This is a genomic window from Halalkalicoccus sp. CG83, assembly GCF_037081715.1.
GTDB classification, from domain to species: Archaea; Halobacteriota; Halobacteria; order Halobacteriales; family Halalkalicoccaceae; genus Halalkalicoccus; species Halalkalicoccus ordinarius.
The window spans coordinates 136,949-151,828 of the sequence record NZ_JAZDDH010000002.1; the positions used below are offsets into that span (position 1 = coordinate 136,949).

Annotated in this window: 17 protein-coding genes and 1 tRNA gene; 11 read left to right on the forward strand and 7 right to left on the reverse strand. The window is 68.3% G+C overall.

All coding sequences use genetic code 11. The features are described from left to right. Window positions 1–60 precede the first annotated feature (60 nt). Window positions 61–798 carry a creatininase family protein gene (locus V0Z78_RS14230; RefSeq protein WP_336345332.1) on the forward strand — a complete coding sequence of 246 codons (738 nt, stop codon included), beginning with the start codon at window positions 61–63 and terminating at the stop codon, window positions 796–798. Here V0Z78_RS14230 and V0Z78_RS14235 read toward each other — a convergent pair whose 3' ends face one another. Then, window positions 799–1,290: a DUF5790 family protein gene (locus V0Z78_RS14235; protein WP_336345333.1), complete on the reverse strand. Its 492-nt coding sequence runs from the start codon at window positions 1,288–1,290 to the stop codon at window positions 799–801. Between the two features lie 63 nt (window positions 1,291–1,353). Next, window positions 1,354–1,695, reverse strand: coding sequence for a dihydroneopterin aldolase family protein (locus V0Z78_RS14240; protein WP_336345334.1), 342 nt, complete (start codon window positions 1,693–1,695; stop codon window positions 1,354–1,356). A gap of 89 nt (window positions 1,696–1,784) precedes the next feature. Here V0Z78_RS14240 and V0Z78_RS14245 point away from each other — a divergent pair, with 89 nt between their 5' ends. Next, the gene (locus tag V0Z78_RS14245; RefSeq protein WP_336345335.1) at window positions 1,785–2,396 is read left to right on the forward strand and encodes a translation initiation factor IF-2 subunit beta; all 612 of its coding nucleotides are present in this window, start codon (window positions 1,785–1,787) and stop codon (window positions 2,394–2,396) included. A gap of 55 nt (window positions 2,397–2,451) precedes the next feature. Next, entirely contained in the window at window positions 2,452–3,198 is a 747-nt protein-coding gene (azf, locus tag V0Z78_RS14250) for an NAD-dependent glucose-6-phosphate dehydrogenase Azf (protein ID WP_336345336.1), read from the forward strand. Between the two features lie 4 nt (window positions 3,199–3,202). On the opposite strand, the gene V0Z78_RS14255 is transcribed toward azf, so the two are convergent. Together V0Z78_RS14255 and V0Z78_RS14260 are read right to left on the reverse strand one after the other, a co-directional pair. Beyond that, complete coding sequence (locus V0Z78_RS14255) at window positions 3,203–3,496, reverse strand: hypothetical protein (RefSeq protein ID WP_336345337.1); 294 nt, start codon at window positions 3,494–3,496, stop codon at window positions 3,203–3,205. 40 nt (window positions 3,497–3,536) lie between these two features. Further along, window positions 3,537–4,160 carry a DUF309 domain-containing protein gene (locus V0Z78_RS14260; RefSeq protein WP_336345338.1) on the reverse strand — a complete coding sequence of 208 codons (624 nt, stop codon included), beginning with the start codon at window positions 4,158–4,160 and terminating at the stop codon, window positions 3,537–3,539. Window positions 4,161–4,350: 190 nt separating this feature from the next. Between V0Z78_RS14260 and V0Z78_RS14265 the strand changes: the two genes are divergently transcribed. Further along, window positions 4,351–4,500, forward strand: a complete 150-nt coding sequence (locus V0Z78_RS14265) for a DUF1328 family protein (protein WP_336345339.1) — start codon at window positions 4,351–4,353, stop codon at window positions 4,498–4,500. Window positions 4,501–5,086: 586 nt separating this feature from the next. Here the strand turns inward: V0Z78_RS14265 and V0Z78_RS14270 are convergent. Then, a tRNA-Arg gene (locus V0Z78_RS14270) sits at window positions 5,087–5,159 on the reverse strand. Between the two features lie 126 nt (window positions 5,160–5,285). Here V0Z78_RS14270 and V0Z78_RS14275 point away from each other — a divergent pair. From V0Z78_RS14275 to V0Z78_RS14285, 3 genes are all read left to right on the forward strand, one after another. Further along, a complete protein-coding gene (locus tag V0Z78_RS14275; protein WP_336345340.1) occupies window positions 5,286–6,551 on the forward strand; it encodes a hypothetical protein in 1,266 nt (421 codons plus the stop codon). 342 nt (window positions 6,552–6,893) lie between these two features. Then, on the forward strand, window positions 6,894–7,661 hold the full coding sequence (locus V0Z78_RS14280) for a sulfite exporter TauE/SafE family protein (RefSeq protein WP_409338749.1): 768 nt from the start codon (window positions 6,894–6,896) through the stop codon (window positions 7,659–7,661). Window positions 7,662–7,738: 77 nt separating this feature from the next. Beyond that, the gene (locus tag V0Z78_RS14285; protein WP_336345342.1) at window positions 7,739–8,143 is read left to right on the forward strand and encodes a universal stress protein; all 405 of its coding nucleotides are present in this window, start codon (window positions 7,739–7,741) and stop codon (window positions 8,141–8,143) included. A 111-nt stretch (window positions 8,144–8,254) separates the two neighbouring features. Here V0Z78_RS14285 and V0Z78_RS14290 read toward each other — a convergent pair whose 3' ends face one another. Beyond that, window positions 8,255–9,043, reverse strand: coding sequence for a YihY/virulence factor BrkB family protein (locus V0Z78_RS14290; protein ID WP_336345343.1), 789 nt, complete (start codon window positions 9,041–9,043; stop codon window positions 8,255–8,257). A 169-nt stretch (window positions 9,044–9,212) separates the two neighbouring features. Here V0Z78_RS14290 and V0Z78_RS14295 point away from each other — a divergent pair, with 169 nt between their 5' ends. The 4 genes from V0Z78_RS14295 to V0Z78_RS14310 are packed head-to-tail and all read left to right on the forward strand — an operon-like array spanning window position 9,213 to window position 13,508. Next, entirely contained in the window at window positions 9,213–10,652 is a 1,440-nt protein-coding gene (locus tag V0Z78_RS14295; RefSeq protein WP_336345344.1) for a single-stranded DNA binding protein, read from the forward strand. A 44-nt stretch (window positions 10,653–10,696) separates the two neighbouring features. Continuing rightward, the gene (locus V0Z78_RS14300) at window positions 10,697–12,004 is read left to right on the forward strand and encodes an aminotransferase family protein (RefSeq protein WP_336345345.1); all 1,308 of its coding nucleotides are present in this window, start codon (window positions 10,697–10,699) and stop codon (window positions 12,002–12,004) included. 45 nt (window positions 12,005–12,049) lie between these two features. After that, window positions 12,050–12,481: a histone gene (locus V0Z78_RS14305; RefSeq protein WP_336345346.1), complete on the forward strand. Its 432-nt coding sequence runs from the start codon at window positions 12,050–12,052 to the stop codon at window positions 12,479–12,481. Between the two features lie 19 nt (window positions 12,482–12,500). Further along, a complete protein-coding gene (locus V0Z78_RS14310; RefSeq protein WP_336345347.1) occupies window positions 12,501–13,508 on the forward strand; it encodes a histone deacetylase family protein in 1,008 nt (335 codons plus the stop codon). Here V0Z78_RS14310 and cca read toward each other — a convergent pair whose 3' ends face one another. Continuing rightward, window positions 13,509–14,861: a CCA tRNA nucleotidyltransferase gene (gene cca / locus V0Z78_RS14315; protein ID WP_336345348.1), complete on the reverse strand. Its 1,353-nt coding sequence runs from the start codon at window positions 14,859–14,861 to the stop codon at window positions 13,509–13,511. Window positions 14,862–14,880: the final 19 nt, after the last annotated feature.

Here is a 14,880-nt window from a genome sequence, read left to right on the forward strand (position 1 = left end):
GGTTCCTCCTGCGAGAACCGGGACCGTCGGAACTAACTCCCGGGTTCGCGATTCGCCGATATGCATCTCGAGGAGGTCGCCTGGACCGACGCCGACGCCGCCGAGACCGACCTCGCGCTTCTCCCCGTGGGATCGACCGAACAGCACGGCCCCCACGCCCCCCTGGGCACCGACACCCTTACCGCCCGAGCGATAGCCGACGCCGCTGCGGAGGCGTACGACGGCGAGGTGGTCGTCGCACCGCCGGTACCGGTGGGAATCGCCGAGGAACACCGTCAGTTCACCGGGACGCTGTGGGTCTCGCCGGGGACGTTTCGCGCCTACGTTCGGGAGACGGTCGCGAGCCTCGCGCATCACGGATGGGACCGCGTGGTCGTCGTCAACGGCCACGGCGGCAACGTCCCGGCGCTCGAGGAGATCTGTGCCCGGATCGTCCGCCACGACGCCGCCTACGCCGTCCCGTTCACCTGGTTCGAGGGCGTCGGCGAGCACGCGGGCGACATGGGCCACGGCGGCCCCCTCGAGACGGCGCTACTCAGGTGCGTCGAGCCCGAACTCGTTCGGGAGGACCGAATCGAACAGGCCCGCGAGGGGGCCGCACCGAAGTGGGGCGAGTGGCTCAGTCGGGTGAACCTCGCGGTCGACTCGGCGGAGTTCACCGAGAACGGCGTCGTCGGCGATCCCGGAGCGGGCGACGAAGAGCGCGGCGAGGAGCTGCTCGCGCTGGCGAGCGCGGCGCTGGTCGAACTGCTCGAGGCGATCGTCGACCGGGACGTCTCCCGACCGCCACACCGCTGATCACTCCTCGCCTTCCTCGCCTTCCTCGCCTTCTTCGCCGTTCTCGTCGTCGTCCTCGCTCTCGTTCTCCTCATCGTCCTCCGAGTTCCCGTTCTCCTCGTCGTCCTCGAACTCCTCGAGGCTTCCGCGGAGCTCGGGGACGGTGCTCGCGAGGTCGCCCACGCTGTCGCGGGCGTCCTCGATCTCACCGATGAGCTCCTCGAGTTCGTCGAGTTCCGCCTGGAGCGACTCGGGGTCCTCGAAGGCGTCGGCGCGCTCGCCGACCATGAACCACTTCTTCGCGTCGCGAAGGCGGGCCGTCGCGTCGCCGGTGTCGAGCGTCGACTTGAGACCGTTGAGCACGCCGAGGACGTTATCGGCGTCCGTTTCCCAGATCTCGTCGGCCCCGGGAAGCTCGGCGCGGGCGGCGTCGAGGTGGGCCTCGACGTCCGATCGGATCTCGCTCGCGGCCTCGCCCAGAAGGTCATCGTCGTCGAGCGTGGACTGGCTCATGGCGTGTGGTTCGACCCGAACCGTTTTAATAGTGACCCGAGTGCGGAGCGGAAGTGAAGCCGTTCACCTCTCGACGCTCACGACCCGCATGCGTGGGTAGCCCTCCTCGAGCTCCATCCTCGTGTGGACGTCGCATCCCTCGTACTCCACGGTGATCTCGACGTCCATCAGCGGCCCGTGGAGCTCGGTGTAACCGATCACGGGATCGATCGCCTCGGCCAACCGGTCCTCGCGGATCTCGACGTCGACGTCGGTACAGTGGGGCTGGTTCTCGATCGCCTCCTCCATCGCGCGTTCGAGCCCCGGCGCGCTCTCGTGGTCGACGGGCGTGCCGGTGAACTGGTGGTAGAGCGTGCCGAACTTGATGCCGGCCTCGAAACAGGCGACCTCGCTCTCGGTAGGCATACGCGGGGCGAGGGCGGATCGGAGGAAGGTCCTTTCGGTGGGACGAGGAATCACGAAGCCCCTATAGGCTCTCGGCCCCTCCCTCCGATATGGACTATAGCTCAAGCCTCGATAGAGCGATGGACGAGGTGCCGGACATCCAGGGAAGCAGCGAACGGCTCTCGATCCCCGACCCGCAGGCCCAGAAGGACGGTGCCTTCACCCGGCTGACCAACCTGGGGGAGATCGCGGACACGCTCAACCGCGAGGCCGAACACCTCCATCGGTTCATCCAGCGCGAACTCGGTACCAGCGGGAAGTTCGACGACGGCCGTGGCCGGTACAACGGCAACTTCGGGAGCGAGGAGTTCGACGCTGCCGTCTCCAGCTACGTCGAGGAGTACGTCCGCTGTTCGGAGTGTGGACTGCCCGACACCCGACTCGTCCGTGAGGACCGCACCCCGATGCTCCGGTGTGACGCCTGCGGGGCGTTCCGCCCCGTCACGAAGCGCCGCCAGACCTCCCAGACCCAGCAGCGCGACGCCGTCGAGGAGGGCCAGACCTACGAGGTGAAGATCACGGGCACCGGACGCAAAGGCGACGGCGTGGCCGAGCGCGGCGAGTACACCATCTTCGTCCCCGGGGCGGAGGAGGGCGACGTCGTCACGATCTACATCGAGAACGTCAGCGGCAACCTCGCCTTCTCGCGGATCACGCAGTAATCGTCGTAACGGAAATCGCACGTTTCTTAGGCGCCGACGTCGACCCTCCGCGTGAATGGACGCTCCCGTCTTGCTGACCGGCTCCGAGGGACGCGTCGGTCGCGCCATCCTCGAGCACCTCGACGACGCCTACGACTGGCGACTGCTCGACCGCGAACCGCCGTCGGGCGAGCGACTAGGCGAGTCCATCGTCGCCGACATCACGGACCGGGAGCAGATCGCCCAAGCGGTCGAGGGCGTCGACGCGATCATCCACCTCGCGGGCGATCCCCGACCCGAGGCCCCCTGGCAGAGCGTCCTCCGGAACAACATCGACGGCACCCATACCGTCCTCGAGGAGGCCGTCGAGGCGGGCGTCGAGAAGTTCGTCTTCGCCTCCTCGAACCACGCGGTTGGCTCCTACGAGACCAACGATCGGACCCCGGACATCTACCGGCCCGAGGACGACTTCCGGCTCGACGGCACGGAGCCCCCGCGGCCGGGCAACCGCTACGGCGTCTCGAAGGCGACCGGCGAGCTGCTCGGACGGTACTTCCACGACGAACACGGCATCAGCGTCGTCTGCGTACGGATCGGCAACCTCACCAAGGACCGCCCGCCTCGAGACTACGAGCGCGGCCAGGCGATGTGGCTCTCGCATCGAGACTGTGCGCACCTGTTCGATCGCTGTCTGCAGGCCGACTACGGCTACGAGATCGTCTACGGCATCTCGAACAACGACCGCCGGTACTACTCGCTCGAACGCGCCCGCGAGGTGCTCGACTACGATCCGCAGGACAACTCCGCTGAGTTCGACGAGTGATCGGTCACTCGATCTCGGTGATCTCGAGCTGACCCGAGGGGTCCCCGACGCGCGCCTCGATCGAGGCCTGCTCCGTTCCGTCGGCCGACCGCGCCTCGATCCGGACCGGCCGGCTCTTGCGCCCCAGGTCGGCGATGAGCTCGTCGTCGGTGGTGCTTCGGATGCGCCCCTCGATCTCGTTTTTGTGGATCGAGACGGTGATCTGGTCGAACTCCGGCTGTTCGTCGGTCTCGTCTCTGACCTCGCCGAACTCGACGTGGACCTCGATCTCGTCGCCGTCCTCGGTACTGAAGCGCATGGAGGATCGTTGGTCTCCCATCCCTATCGGTGTGGCGCCGTCACTCGCCGGGATCGAACAGTCCTTCGACGTCGCGCTCGCGGCTGCGCCGTCGAGCGACGCGCTCCTCGAGTCGTCTCGTGACGAGTCCGCGGTGGCGTTCCTCACGAACGAGATCGAAGACGAGCGCGAGGAACGGCCCCCGTCCCGACTCCTCGAGTTCCTCGCGGGCGTATCCGATCGCTCGGCCGATCACCTCGTCGTCTAGCCCGAACGCCTCGGCCAGCGCACGAGCGGCGGTGAACGTGGCCTCGGCGTCGAGATCCTCGGGCGTGACGGCGACTCCGGCGTGGGTAAGCATCGGCGGCGAACCTCGTTCGATCCGCTCGGGATCCGCCGCGAGACCGGCGAGGTACCCCCGAACGGGGGCGAGAGCGATTCCGTGGTAGTCCTCGGGAAGCCCCTCGAGGTACTCGCGGGCGCTCTCCGCCAGTCCCGTCGCTCCGACCCAGTTCCGGTTTCGGGCGTGGTGAACGGCGGCGGTGAACTGGATGAGACCGTGGAGCAGACGCTCGTCGTCCGTCCCCGACTCGAGCTCGAGCCAGCGCTCCTCCCAGACGTCGTGGGCCGCGTGGTGCTCGCCGGCGTTGTAGACGGCGACCCCGGCCTGGAGCACCTTCTCCATGCCCGGGGATGGGACGACGACGGACATAACGACTCGGAACGAAACTCCCGTCCCGTTATCAATACCCGGGAGATGCAGGCGGGGGGGTTTCCCGACACATGTCCGAAAGCGTACCGGACATGATCCGAACCAGCATACAGTGGACGCGACGTACCGATCGAAAGCCGACGGCCGAGGGGGGTCTCTGAGGATGGTTCTCGAACTCGCCCTCGCCTTCTTCGTCCTCGCGATCATCGCCGGTGCGCTCGGCGCCGGCGGCGTCGCGGGGATGTCGATGCAGATCGCGAAGATCCTCGTTCTGGTCTTCCTCGTACTGGCCGTCATCTCGTTGCTCTTCTAGGAGGACGCGATCGCCCGGACGTTCGTCGCCCGAGGCGATCGCGCTCCCGCAGTTCTTTTGACGCTACCCTTGGAGCGACGCGAACCACCGAACCGGCCGTAATCGACGTCCGCGTCCCGAAGCCCTCGAACGCACCGATCGAGAATCGATCGTTCTCCTCGTCCTGCTTCGTCGCCGAACGGTCACAACGGACTCCCGGTTACGTCGTTCGCGCTTCGTCTCCGCCGCTCGAATCCCGACTTGGGTCCCGCCGGGGCAGTTGCTACACTTCGGTTCCGGTAGATCGAAAAGCGTCCTGACGGAGTCTCACGCGAACCGCGCGGGACCGACGGTCCCGCTGGAAACCGGCGGCTTCGCTGCCGGTGATGTGGTGAGCGTGAGGCACGTCAGGGCGCGAATGAGTGAACGAATGAGCGTCCCGACGGAGATTTGAACCCACTCACTTCGCTATGCTCGTTCGCTGCTCAAATCCCGCGTCGAGTTCTGCCGACGCAGTCGCTCGTTTCATTACGTCATCAAAACGTCCTGACGGAGTCTCGCGCGAGTGAAACGAGCGCGAGGCACGTCAGGGCGCGAACGAAGTGAGCGTCCTGACGGAGATTTGAACTCCGGTCACAGGCTCCGCAAGCCCGTAGGATGGTCCACTACCCTACCAGGACTCGATTCGTGATACGGCGGTTCCGGTTATAGGGGTTACGATACGCTCGTTCGTTACCGGCCGGTAAGCGACCTCGTTCCACGGACGTTATCGAACAGATATATATTATTTCCGTTATTTTACTGGCGTGACGGAACGCGAACGCTCCGGACCCGTGGACGCCGATCGACGTCTGAGCCGGCGGTCGTTCCTCGCGGTCGCGTCCGCGGGAGCGGCCGCGGCGGTCCCGTTCGTCCGCGGAGCGGGAAGAGAGGACCGTGACGGGCTAATCACCGACACCGACGGGTTCGACCCGACGCGCCACGGATTCGGGTTCCACAACTGGCGGATCCAACGGGGTCCGTACCCGGGCGTCGAGGGCTCAGATCCGGAAGGGGAGTTCGTCGAACGGTGGGACGAACCGTTCCGGCGTGCGTTCGACAGCCCGCTGACCTCGATGCCGGGTCGGCTCCGCGAGGCGCTCGCCGAACATGCCCGCGAGGGACTGCTCGAGGCTACGCGGACGAACGGCTACTGTTACGGCATGGTGTTCGCCGCCCAGCAGTACTTCGAGCGGCCGGGAACGATCCCCGGTGGGTTCGAACACGCGAGCGAGATCGAACACCCGGAGGCGCCGCTCTCGACTCCGGAGACGCCGGTGCTCGACGACGTCGTGGACTACCACACCGCTCAGTACCTCGACTTCTACGCCTGGTTCGGTCGGTACGGGCTGATGAAGCCGGACTGGATCGACTACGACGAACAGCTTCGCGAGATCACGGCGGCTCTCGACCACTACGGAACGGCGGGGGTGACGCTGGTGAGCAGGACGGCGGTCCGCTCTCACCAGGTGCTCGCCTACGACTACGAACGACGGCCCGACGGCGTGAGCATCGCCGTCTACGACCCGAACTACGCCGCCGCGACCTACGACGACTGGACGCCGACGATCGAGATCGACACCGCCGGCTCGACGCCGGCGGTCGAGCCGATCGGTCTCGGCGAGGGCTACTCCGACTTCGTCCACAACCAGTACGACCGCCGGATCCGCAGCGGGTACGGCGATCGGTCGCCGTCGCTCACCTCGCAACCGGGCGCGCTGGATCGCGTCCTGGGACGAACGCTGTTCGTCGAGGTCGAGGGGCCGGTTCGGACGGCCATCGTCGGCCCCCACGGGCAGCCGGTGAATCGAACCCGGGGGGATCGGACGATTTACTACCGCTACGGCGCCGTCGAGGGGACCTACCGGATCCGGGTGATCGGCGAGACGGCCGGAGCCTATTCGATCGACGTCTACGCGGGCGGCCATCGGGACGACCTGCTCGAGGACGCCACCCGAACGTCGATCGAGACCGGCGAGACCCATCGGTACGACCTCGCGCTCGCGCCCGAGGGCACGCTCGAGCGGATCTGATCCGGGGCGGTTACGGTCGACGTACCGGAATCCGAGGACGAACGGAAAGCTTATTTGCCGAGTGATCATCGGAGACGAAAACGGACGACGGGGCTCGGTCGGACCGGCCGATTCGCCGCCCGCATCCGGACACATCATGACTCCGAAGTATAGGGTAGTCGATCGAACGAACGAGTCCTCGGCGACCGCCTGGATCGTGGACCGCCTCGATGCGGACCGCTCGGTCGCCGGGAGCGGCGCAGCCGTCGCTCGTGAGGATACGAGACCGGGAGCGGTCGTCGGCCCCCGTCGGCGAGTCGGTTCACGACAGCCCTGCCCCTCGGCGGTGGGTGCGGACTCGTGATCTCGGTCGAGCTCGCCGTGGTGCTCGCGGTGATCGCCTTCTTCGCGGGGATCGGCATCACCGCGATCGGTCCGGGCGGCATCTTCGTGACGGTCGCGCTGTTCACGCTGACGCCGATCAGCGCCGCCGAGGTCGCCGGCACCGCGAGCGCGACGTTCATCGCGACCGGCCTGCTCGGCAGCGCCGTCTACCTCCAGTCCGGCGAGTTCGCCTACGGTCACGCCCGCGAGCTCGCGTTGCTCCTGAGTACGGCGAGCATCGCGGGCGCGCTGGCCGGCTCGCAGGCGAACCTCCTGCTTCCCGACCGCGTCTTCGGCTATCTGCTCGCGGCCTTCGTCGCGGGCGTCGGCGGGCTGATCGTCTATCGCGAGGCGGTCGGGCTCAAGCCATCGGACCGACTCGAGGCGGTTCCCGCCCGCCAGCGCCGGCTGCTGATCGGGACGATCGGGTTCGGAATCGGCGTCCTCGGAGCGATGCTCGGCGTCGGCGGCCCCGTCGTCGCGGTGCCGATCCTGGTCGTATTGGGCGTGCCGATGCTCGTGGCGGTCGCGGTCGCACAGGTCCAGTCGGTGTTCATCTCCAGCTTCGCGACGGTCGGCTACGTCGCGGTCGACGCGGTGTCGTTCCCGCTGGTTCTCGTCGTCGGAATCCCACAGCTGATCGGGGTGGTGGTGGGGTGGCAGGTCGCCCAGCGAGTCGACCCCGAGCGGCTGCGAGTCCTCCTCGGCGTAGTGCTCGTGCTGATCTCCCCGGTGCTCGTGCTGTAGCCGCCGCGATGCGCGAGCACCCGTTGTCGTTCCGTCGTAGCCCACGTGTTTTTGCCGCGGGACGCCGTAGCACGAGCATGGCGGAAACCATTCTCGTCCCGGTGGACGATTCGGAGCGCTCGACCGAGGCCCTCGAGTTCGCCCTCGAGAACGATCCCGACGCCCGGTTCGTCGTCATCCACGTTCACGAACCGGTCTACGGCGAGAGTCTCGCCGGACAGGAGATCGAGACGGAGCGAACCGGCGCGGACGAGCTGTTCGAGCAGGCGCGCGGGCTCGCCGAGGAACGCGGCGTCGAACTCGAGACGGTCACTGCCGAGGGGACGCCCTCGGCGGCGATCGTCGAGTACGCGGAGAACAACCCGGTCGAGAAGATCGTGATGGGTAGCCACGGCCGCGAGGGGGCCTCGCGGGTGCTTCTGGGTAGCGTCGCCGAGAACGTCACCCGCCGGTCGCCGGTGCCGGTGACGGTGGTGCGTTGAGCGAAGTGAAGCGTAGCAGGGAGTGAAGCAAACGGAACGACCGAGGTGCGCGATCGGAGTCGGGAGCGAGCGGGAAACTGCAACCGACGGGCCGGACGCCGGAGCGGTCCGTCACTCGGCGAGTGGATCTCGACCCGCGAGCACGACGTTCACGACCGCGCCGACGAGGACGAGCACGGCGGCGAAGTAGAGCCAGGTGAGAAACAGCAGCACCGCGCCGAGGAGGCCGTACGCCGCGTAGTCGCCCGCGTTGGCAGCGTAGATCTGGAAGACGATCTGGAGGACGAGCCAACCGACCGCTGCCACGAGTGCGCCCGGGAGCGCCTCGCGTGCCGTCATCTCGACGGGCGGCATCACGTAGTACAGCGGCAGGAAGACGCCGACGAGGCCGACGATCAGCGCGACGTAGCCGAGCACGCCGATGAAGGGGATGCCGATCCGCGTCGCCTGGCCGAGCACCACTCCGAGCCCGATCATCAGGACGGCCGCCAGACCGACCGTGAGGAGGACGGTCAGCCCGTCCTTCACCTGCCCGAGAAGCCCCGTCTGTGGCTGCAGTCCGTAGACCTCGTCGAAGGCGAGATCCATCCCGCGGAACAGCTTGAGCCCGCTCCACGTCAGGGCGACGATGCTCGCGACGCTCGCGCCGGCGCGACCGCTCGAGGCCGTCAACGCCTGCTCGACGACGGTCGCGCCCTGGTCCGAGATCTGGCCCTGGACGGTCGAGACGATCCGCTGGGCGAACGCCTCCCCGCCCAGCAGCGAGCCGAGGGCGATCGCGAGCAACAACAGCGGGATGACGGAGACGAACGCGTAGTAGGCGACGCTCGCCGCCAGAAACGTGACGTTCTGTTCCTTCGTGAGGTCGAGGATCGAGCGAACGGTTCCTGTAGCACCCATGGCTCATCGTTGAGGCCGACGGAGTATAAGTGCCGACTGCCGGCAGGTGACGGACCCGGCGCTCGCGATCGACGACATCGAGTGGCCGGCGTCCACCTCGACGTTCGCCGCGGCACCGGCGGAGACGGCAATGCTTATGCGCGGACCCGCCGTGCCTTTCGATACGGTTATGGGCGTGATAGAGGACGTTTATGCGGACGTAGAGGCCGACGTATCCCTCGAGAAGTTTCGTGAGGCCGTCGAGTCGAAGGTCGAGCAGATGGGCGGGCTCGCGGACGAGGAGACCGCGGCCATGCTGATCGCCCACGAACTGCGCGACGAGGAGGTGAACGGAGTCGCCGACATCGAGCCCGGGATGGAGGAGGTGAAGTTCCTCGCGAAGGTGATCAGCGTCGGCGAACTTCGCACCTTCGAGCGCGACGACGAGGACGAGGAGGGCTACGTCATCAACGTCGAGGCCGCCGACGAGAGCGCGACGGTCCGGCTCGCGTTCTGGGACGAGCAGGCCAGAGCGATCGACGAGGAGGGGATCGAGCCCGGCACCGTCCTTCGGGTGAAGGGCCGACCCAAGGAGGGCTTTTCGGGCCTCGAGGTGAGCGTCTCGCAGGCCGAGGAGGACCCCGACGCCGAGATCGACGTGACGATACAGGACACCTACCGGGTCGAGGACCTCTCGCTCGGCCTCTCGGACGTCGATCTGCGGGGGAAGGTGCTCGCGACCGACTCGATCCGCACCTTCGAGCGCGACGACGGTTCGGAAGGGCGGGTCGCGAACCTCACGCTCGGCGACGAGACCGGGCGGATCCGGGTGACGCTCTGGGACGAGCGCACCGAGGCCGCCGAACGCCTTTCGCCCGGTGAATCGGTCGAGGTCGTCGACGGTTACGTCCGCGAGCGCGACGGGGACCTCGAGCTCCACGTGGGCAACCGCGGCGCAGTCGAGTCGATCGACGAGGAGGTCGAGTACGTCCCGCGGACGACGCCGATCGAGGAGCTCGAGATCGAGGACGTCGCCGACATCGGCGGCGTCGTCCGCTCGGCGGACCCCAAGCGCACCTTCGAGCGCGACGACGGCTCCGAGGGCCAGGTCAGGAACGTTCGAGTCCAGGACGAGACCGGCGACATTCGCGTGGCGCTCTGGGGTGAGAAGGCCGACATCGACCTCGGACCCGGCGACGCAGTCCAGTTCGCCGACGTCGAGATCCAGGACGGCTGGCAGGACGACATCGAGGCGAGCGCCGGCTGGCGTTCGACGGTGACCGTCACCGAGTCGACACCCCAGCCGGCGGACGGCGACGGCGACAGCGCGAGCCTCGCCTCGTTCGGTGCCGACGGGGACGCCGCGAGCGACGATCGGTCGGCCGGGTCGTCCGGGGACGGCGAACGATCGACGGCAGCTGGAAGCGAGGCGAACGGCGAAGCGAGCGACGCGGGCGGTGAGATCGTCGAGTTCACCGGAACGGTCGTCCAGCCGGGCAACCCGGCGAAACTCGACGACGGCGAGACGACGATGACCGTGCTGACGGACGCCGACCTCTCGCTCGGCGAGGAGGTCACCGCCCGGGGGCCGGTCCGGGAGGGACGCCTCGACGCCGAGGAGGTCCGCTGAGCGAACTGAGGTAGTTTTTTCACCGGACGTCGACATGGGCGAGTATGTCACACCAGCCCACGAATCCCCCGAGCGCGTCGCTCGCCCACTGGTCACACCCGGACAGGGAGCCGCCGACGATCGTCGAGGGCGATGGGTGTTACGTGGTCAGCGAGACGGGCGAACGGCATCTCGACTTCCTCTCGCAGCTCTACTGCGTGAACGCCGGCCACGGAAACGAGCGGATCGCGAACGCGATGAGCGACCAGCTCGAACGGATCGCCTACGTCTCGTCGGCGAAACACAACGACACCCGAAGCGAGCTGGCCGATCGACTCGAGGCGATCGCCCCGGGCGAGCTGTCGTCGACGTTCTTCTCGGTATCGGGAAGCGAGGCCAACGAGGCGGCCGTCCAGATCGCCCGCGAACACACGGGGGCGTCGAAGGTGCTCACTCGGTACCAGTCGTACCACGGAGGGACCCAGGGTGCGGGCGGGCTGACAGGCGATCCGTCGACCCGGGGGGCGCTCGAGCCGTACGGATCGACGGCGACCGCGAAGTTCCTGCCGCCGCTTCCCGAGGCGTTCGACGGGAGCGAGGGCGAGGAGCTGGCGGAGCGGGCCGCGAACCACCTCGAGTACGTGATCCGGAACGAGGGCCCCGAGACGGTGGCGGCGGTCCTGATCGAGCCCGTCGGCGGGACCAGCGGCGCGTATCCCGCCCCGGCCGGCTACTTCGAGCGGGTCCGCGAGCTCTGTGAGGAGTACGGCGTGCTGCTGATCGCCGACGAGGTGATCACGGGCTTCGGCCGGTGTGGCGAGTGGTTCGGGATCCAGACCGAGGGCGTCGAGCCGGACCTGCTCACCTTCGCGAAGGGGGTGACGAGCGCGTACGCCCCGCTCGCCGGCGTGCTCGTCCGCGACGACGTCGCGGCGGGCGTTCGCGAGGAGGGGTTCGACCTCGGCCAGACGTTCGGCGGCCACCCCGTCTCGTGTGCGGCGGGCGTCGCGGCGCTCGACGTCTACACCGAGGGCCTCCTCGAGAACGTCCGCGACCTCGAGGCGCGCTTCGATCGGGAGATGCGCTCGCTCGCCGAGCACGAGGCGGTCGCGAACGTCCGCGGGCGGGGCTTCCTGTGGGGTGTCGAGTTCGCGGACCCCGGAACGGGTGAGGCGTTCGTCGACCCGTGGGTCGAGCCCGACGCCGACAATCCCGTCCGTGCGGTGATCGCCGAGGCGTCCGATCGTGGAGTACTGATCGGGGCGGGTCGGCCGGCCACGCAGGTCATCTGTGCCCCGCCGCTGTGTGCGGACGCGACGATCATCGAGGAGGGCGTCGACGCGCTCTCGGCGTCGATCAGCGCCGTCTTCTGATGGGACGACGAAAACGCTTAAGCGTCAGAGCGGTCCGTTTCGTGTATGAGCGTCGAGTTACCGTTCGCGCCGGTGGATTCGATCATCCGGCGCAACGCCGACGGGTTGCGCGTCAGCCAGGCGGCCGCCGAGGAGCTCGCGACCCGGATCCAGGACCGGGGCGCACGGCTCGCAGCGGGGGCCGCCGAGGAGGCGACCGCCGACGGTCGGAAGACGCTGATGGCCGCGGACTTCGGCGTGAGCGAGGCCGTCGACCCCGAAACGCTCGAGCTGCCGGTCGCGCCCGTGGATCGGATCGCACGCCTCGACATCGACGAGAGTTACCGGGTGTCGATGGACGCCCGGATCGCGCTCGCCCAGCTGCTCGAGGCGTACGCCGACGACCTCGCGGGGGCGGCCGCCACCCTCGCCCGACACGCCGACAGACGCACCGTGAAGGCAGAGGACATCCGAACGTACATCGAGCTCGTCGAATGAACCGACGGGGATCGGGAGCATGAGATTCGGCTACAGCGAGACCTGCCTCGAACACGACACCGGCGAACGCCACCCGGAGACGGCAGATCGGCTGCGGGCGATCAAGCAGGGGCTCACCCGGAAGCACGGCGTCGAGTACGTCGACGCCGACCCCGTGGACGTCGATCGGGTGGCGGCGGTCCACGACGCCGACTACGTCGAGGAGGTACGCGAGTTCTGTGCGGCCGGCGGGGGGAACTGGGACCCCGACACGGTCGCCGTCGAGGAGACGTGGGACGCCGCGCTGACCAGCGCCGGTCTCGCGGTGTGGGCCGCTGAGGCCGCGCTCGCGGGCGAACAGGGGCGCAAGACGCCGTTCTCGCTGGGTCGACCGCCGGGCCACCACGCGACGATCGACGACGCGATGGGGTTCTGCTTCTTCAACAACGCCGCGGTCGCGGCCCAGGCGGCCCTCGACGACGAGGCGGTCGATCGGGTGGCGATCGTCGACTGGGACGTCCACCACGGCAACGGCACCCAGGACGTCTTCGAGGACCGCGGCGACGTCTTCTACGCCTCCATCCACGAACAGGGGCTCTACCCGGGGACGGGCGAGGCCGAGGAGACCGGCTCCGGCGAGGGCGAGGGGACGATCTGTAACGTCCCGCTGCCGGCGGGAACCGACATCGGCGGCTACCTCTACGCGATCGACGAGGTGCTCGAGCCCGCGCTCGCGCGCTTCGATCCCGACCTCTTGATTGTGAGCGCGGGGTTCGACGCACACCGCCACGACCCCATCTCGCGGATGCGCGTCTCGACCGACGGGTTCGGCCACCTCACGATCGCGCTACGGGAGATCGCCGAGGACGCCGGTGCGCCGATCGCGTTCGTCCTCGAGGGGGGCTACGGGCTGGACACGCTGTCGGAGGGGGTCGCGATGGTCCACGAGACCTTCGACGGCCACACGCCGGTCGAGCCGGAGATCGACCCGCAGGAGGGCGTCGAGGAGATCATTACCGACCTGCGGGAGTACCACGACCTCGGATAGTCAGGGGCGTGGATCGTAGTAGTACGCGAGTTCGGCTCCGAACTCCTCGAGCAGCGCCGTCACCTCCCCGCCGACGAGCAGATCGTAGTCCTCTCGCAGAGCACGTTCGACGTCGGGACCGAGCGCCACGTCGAAGAGCATGCCGCCCTCGAGCAGGCCGACCGCCGTCGTGTGTCCCCGATCACGCTCGACGACGTACCGGTCGCCATCGACGAACGGACCGTAGGCGTCGCTTCCGGCGTACTTCTCGTAGAAGGCTGCCGCGTGCTCCCCGACGTGGACCGGCGGCCCCTCGTGGCGCTCGACGGCCGGCAGTGAGGCAACGGCGCACTCGACGAGCAGGACGGCGTTCTCGTCGGCGAAGGCGCTCGATCGGAGGACGGAGAAGCCGCGTCGATCGAGCTCGTCGGCGATCCCCGAGAGCGACTTCTCGAGCTGGGGATAGAGCTGGTCCTCGACGACGTCGGGGGCGGAAAAGCGGAGGGCGATCGGCGTCGTCTCGCGGCGCTCGAGGTGGGAGAGCAGCGCGTCACGGTCGAGCGGCCCGGGGTCGTCGGGCTCGAAGCACTCGATCGAGGGGTCCGTGAGCAGCGCGCGGGCGTGGTGTTGGAACCGTGCGAGGTTGGTCTCCGAGAGGACGGCGGCGACGTTGCGCTCGGGGTCGGTGGGGTCGACCACGATCAGCGGATCGTCGAACGAGCGCGTCCCGTGGTCCTCGGGGTCGAGTCCGACGGGCGGGTGCCAGTCGGCGGCGGCCTCGATCAGCGGACGAAAGCCGTCGAATTCGAGCACGAGGAGTTCGGTGAGATAGCCCGAGAACCCCTCGGTACGGAGGTCGCTGCCGTAGATCCCGCATGCGACCAGGAACCCCTTGAGCACGCGGACGTCCGCGGCGAGCTCGTCGGTGATCTCGCGCTCGACGTAGCGCGTGTGAAACGGGGTGCGGTCGACCGCCGAACGGGCCTCGGTCGCGCGCTCGACGCGGTAGCAGGGGACGAGATCGACGTCGAACCCGTCGAACTCGCCGGTGACGTAGGGATGTTCCGCGAACTCGGCGCGGCCCTCGGGGAGGACCTCGTGGCCGACGGCCAGCCCGTAGGACTCGAGGTCCTCCCGAGGGAGATCGGACGGGAACCGAACGAACAGGTCGATGTCGCGGTCGCCGGCCAGCCAGGTGTCCCGGGCGGTGCTGCCGACGCGGAGGACGTCGGTCTCGACGGGGAGGTCGGCGGTCGCCGATTTGGTCCGTTCGACGAGGTCGGCGGTCGCCCGCTGTAGCCGTTCGCGCTCGTCGGGCCCGGGCGTGACCCGGTCGCGGACGGCGGCGACGGTCTCGCGAAAAGCGTCGGTCATCGGCGGAGGTATTCGACGG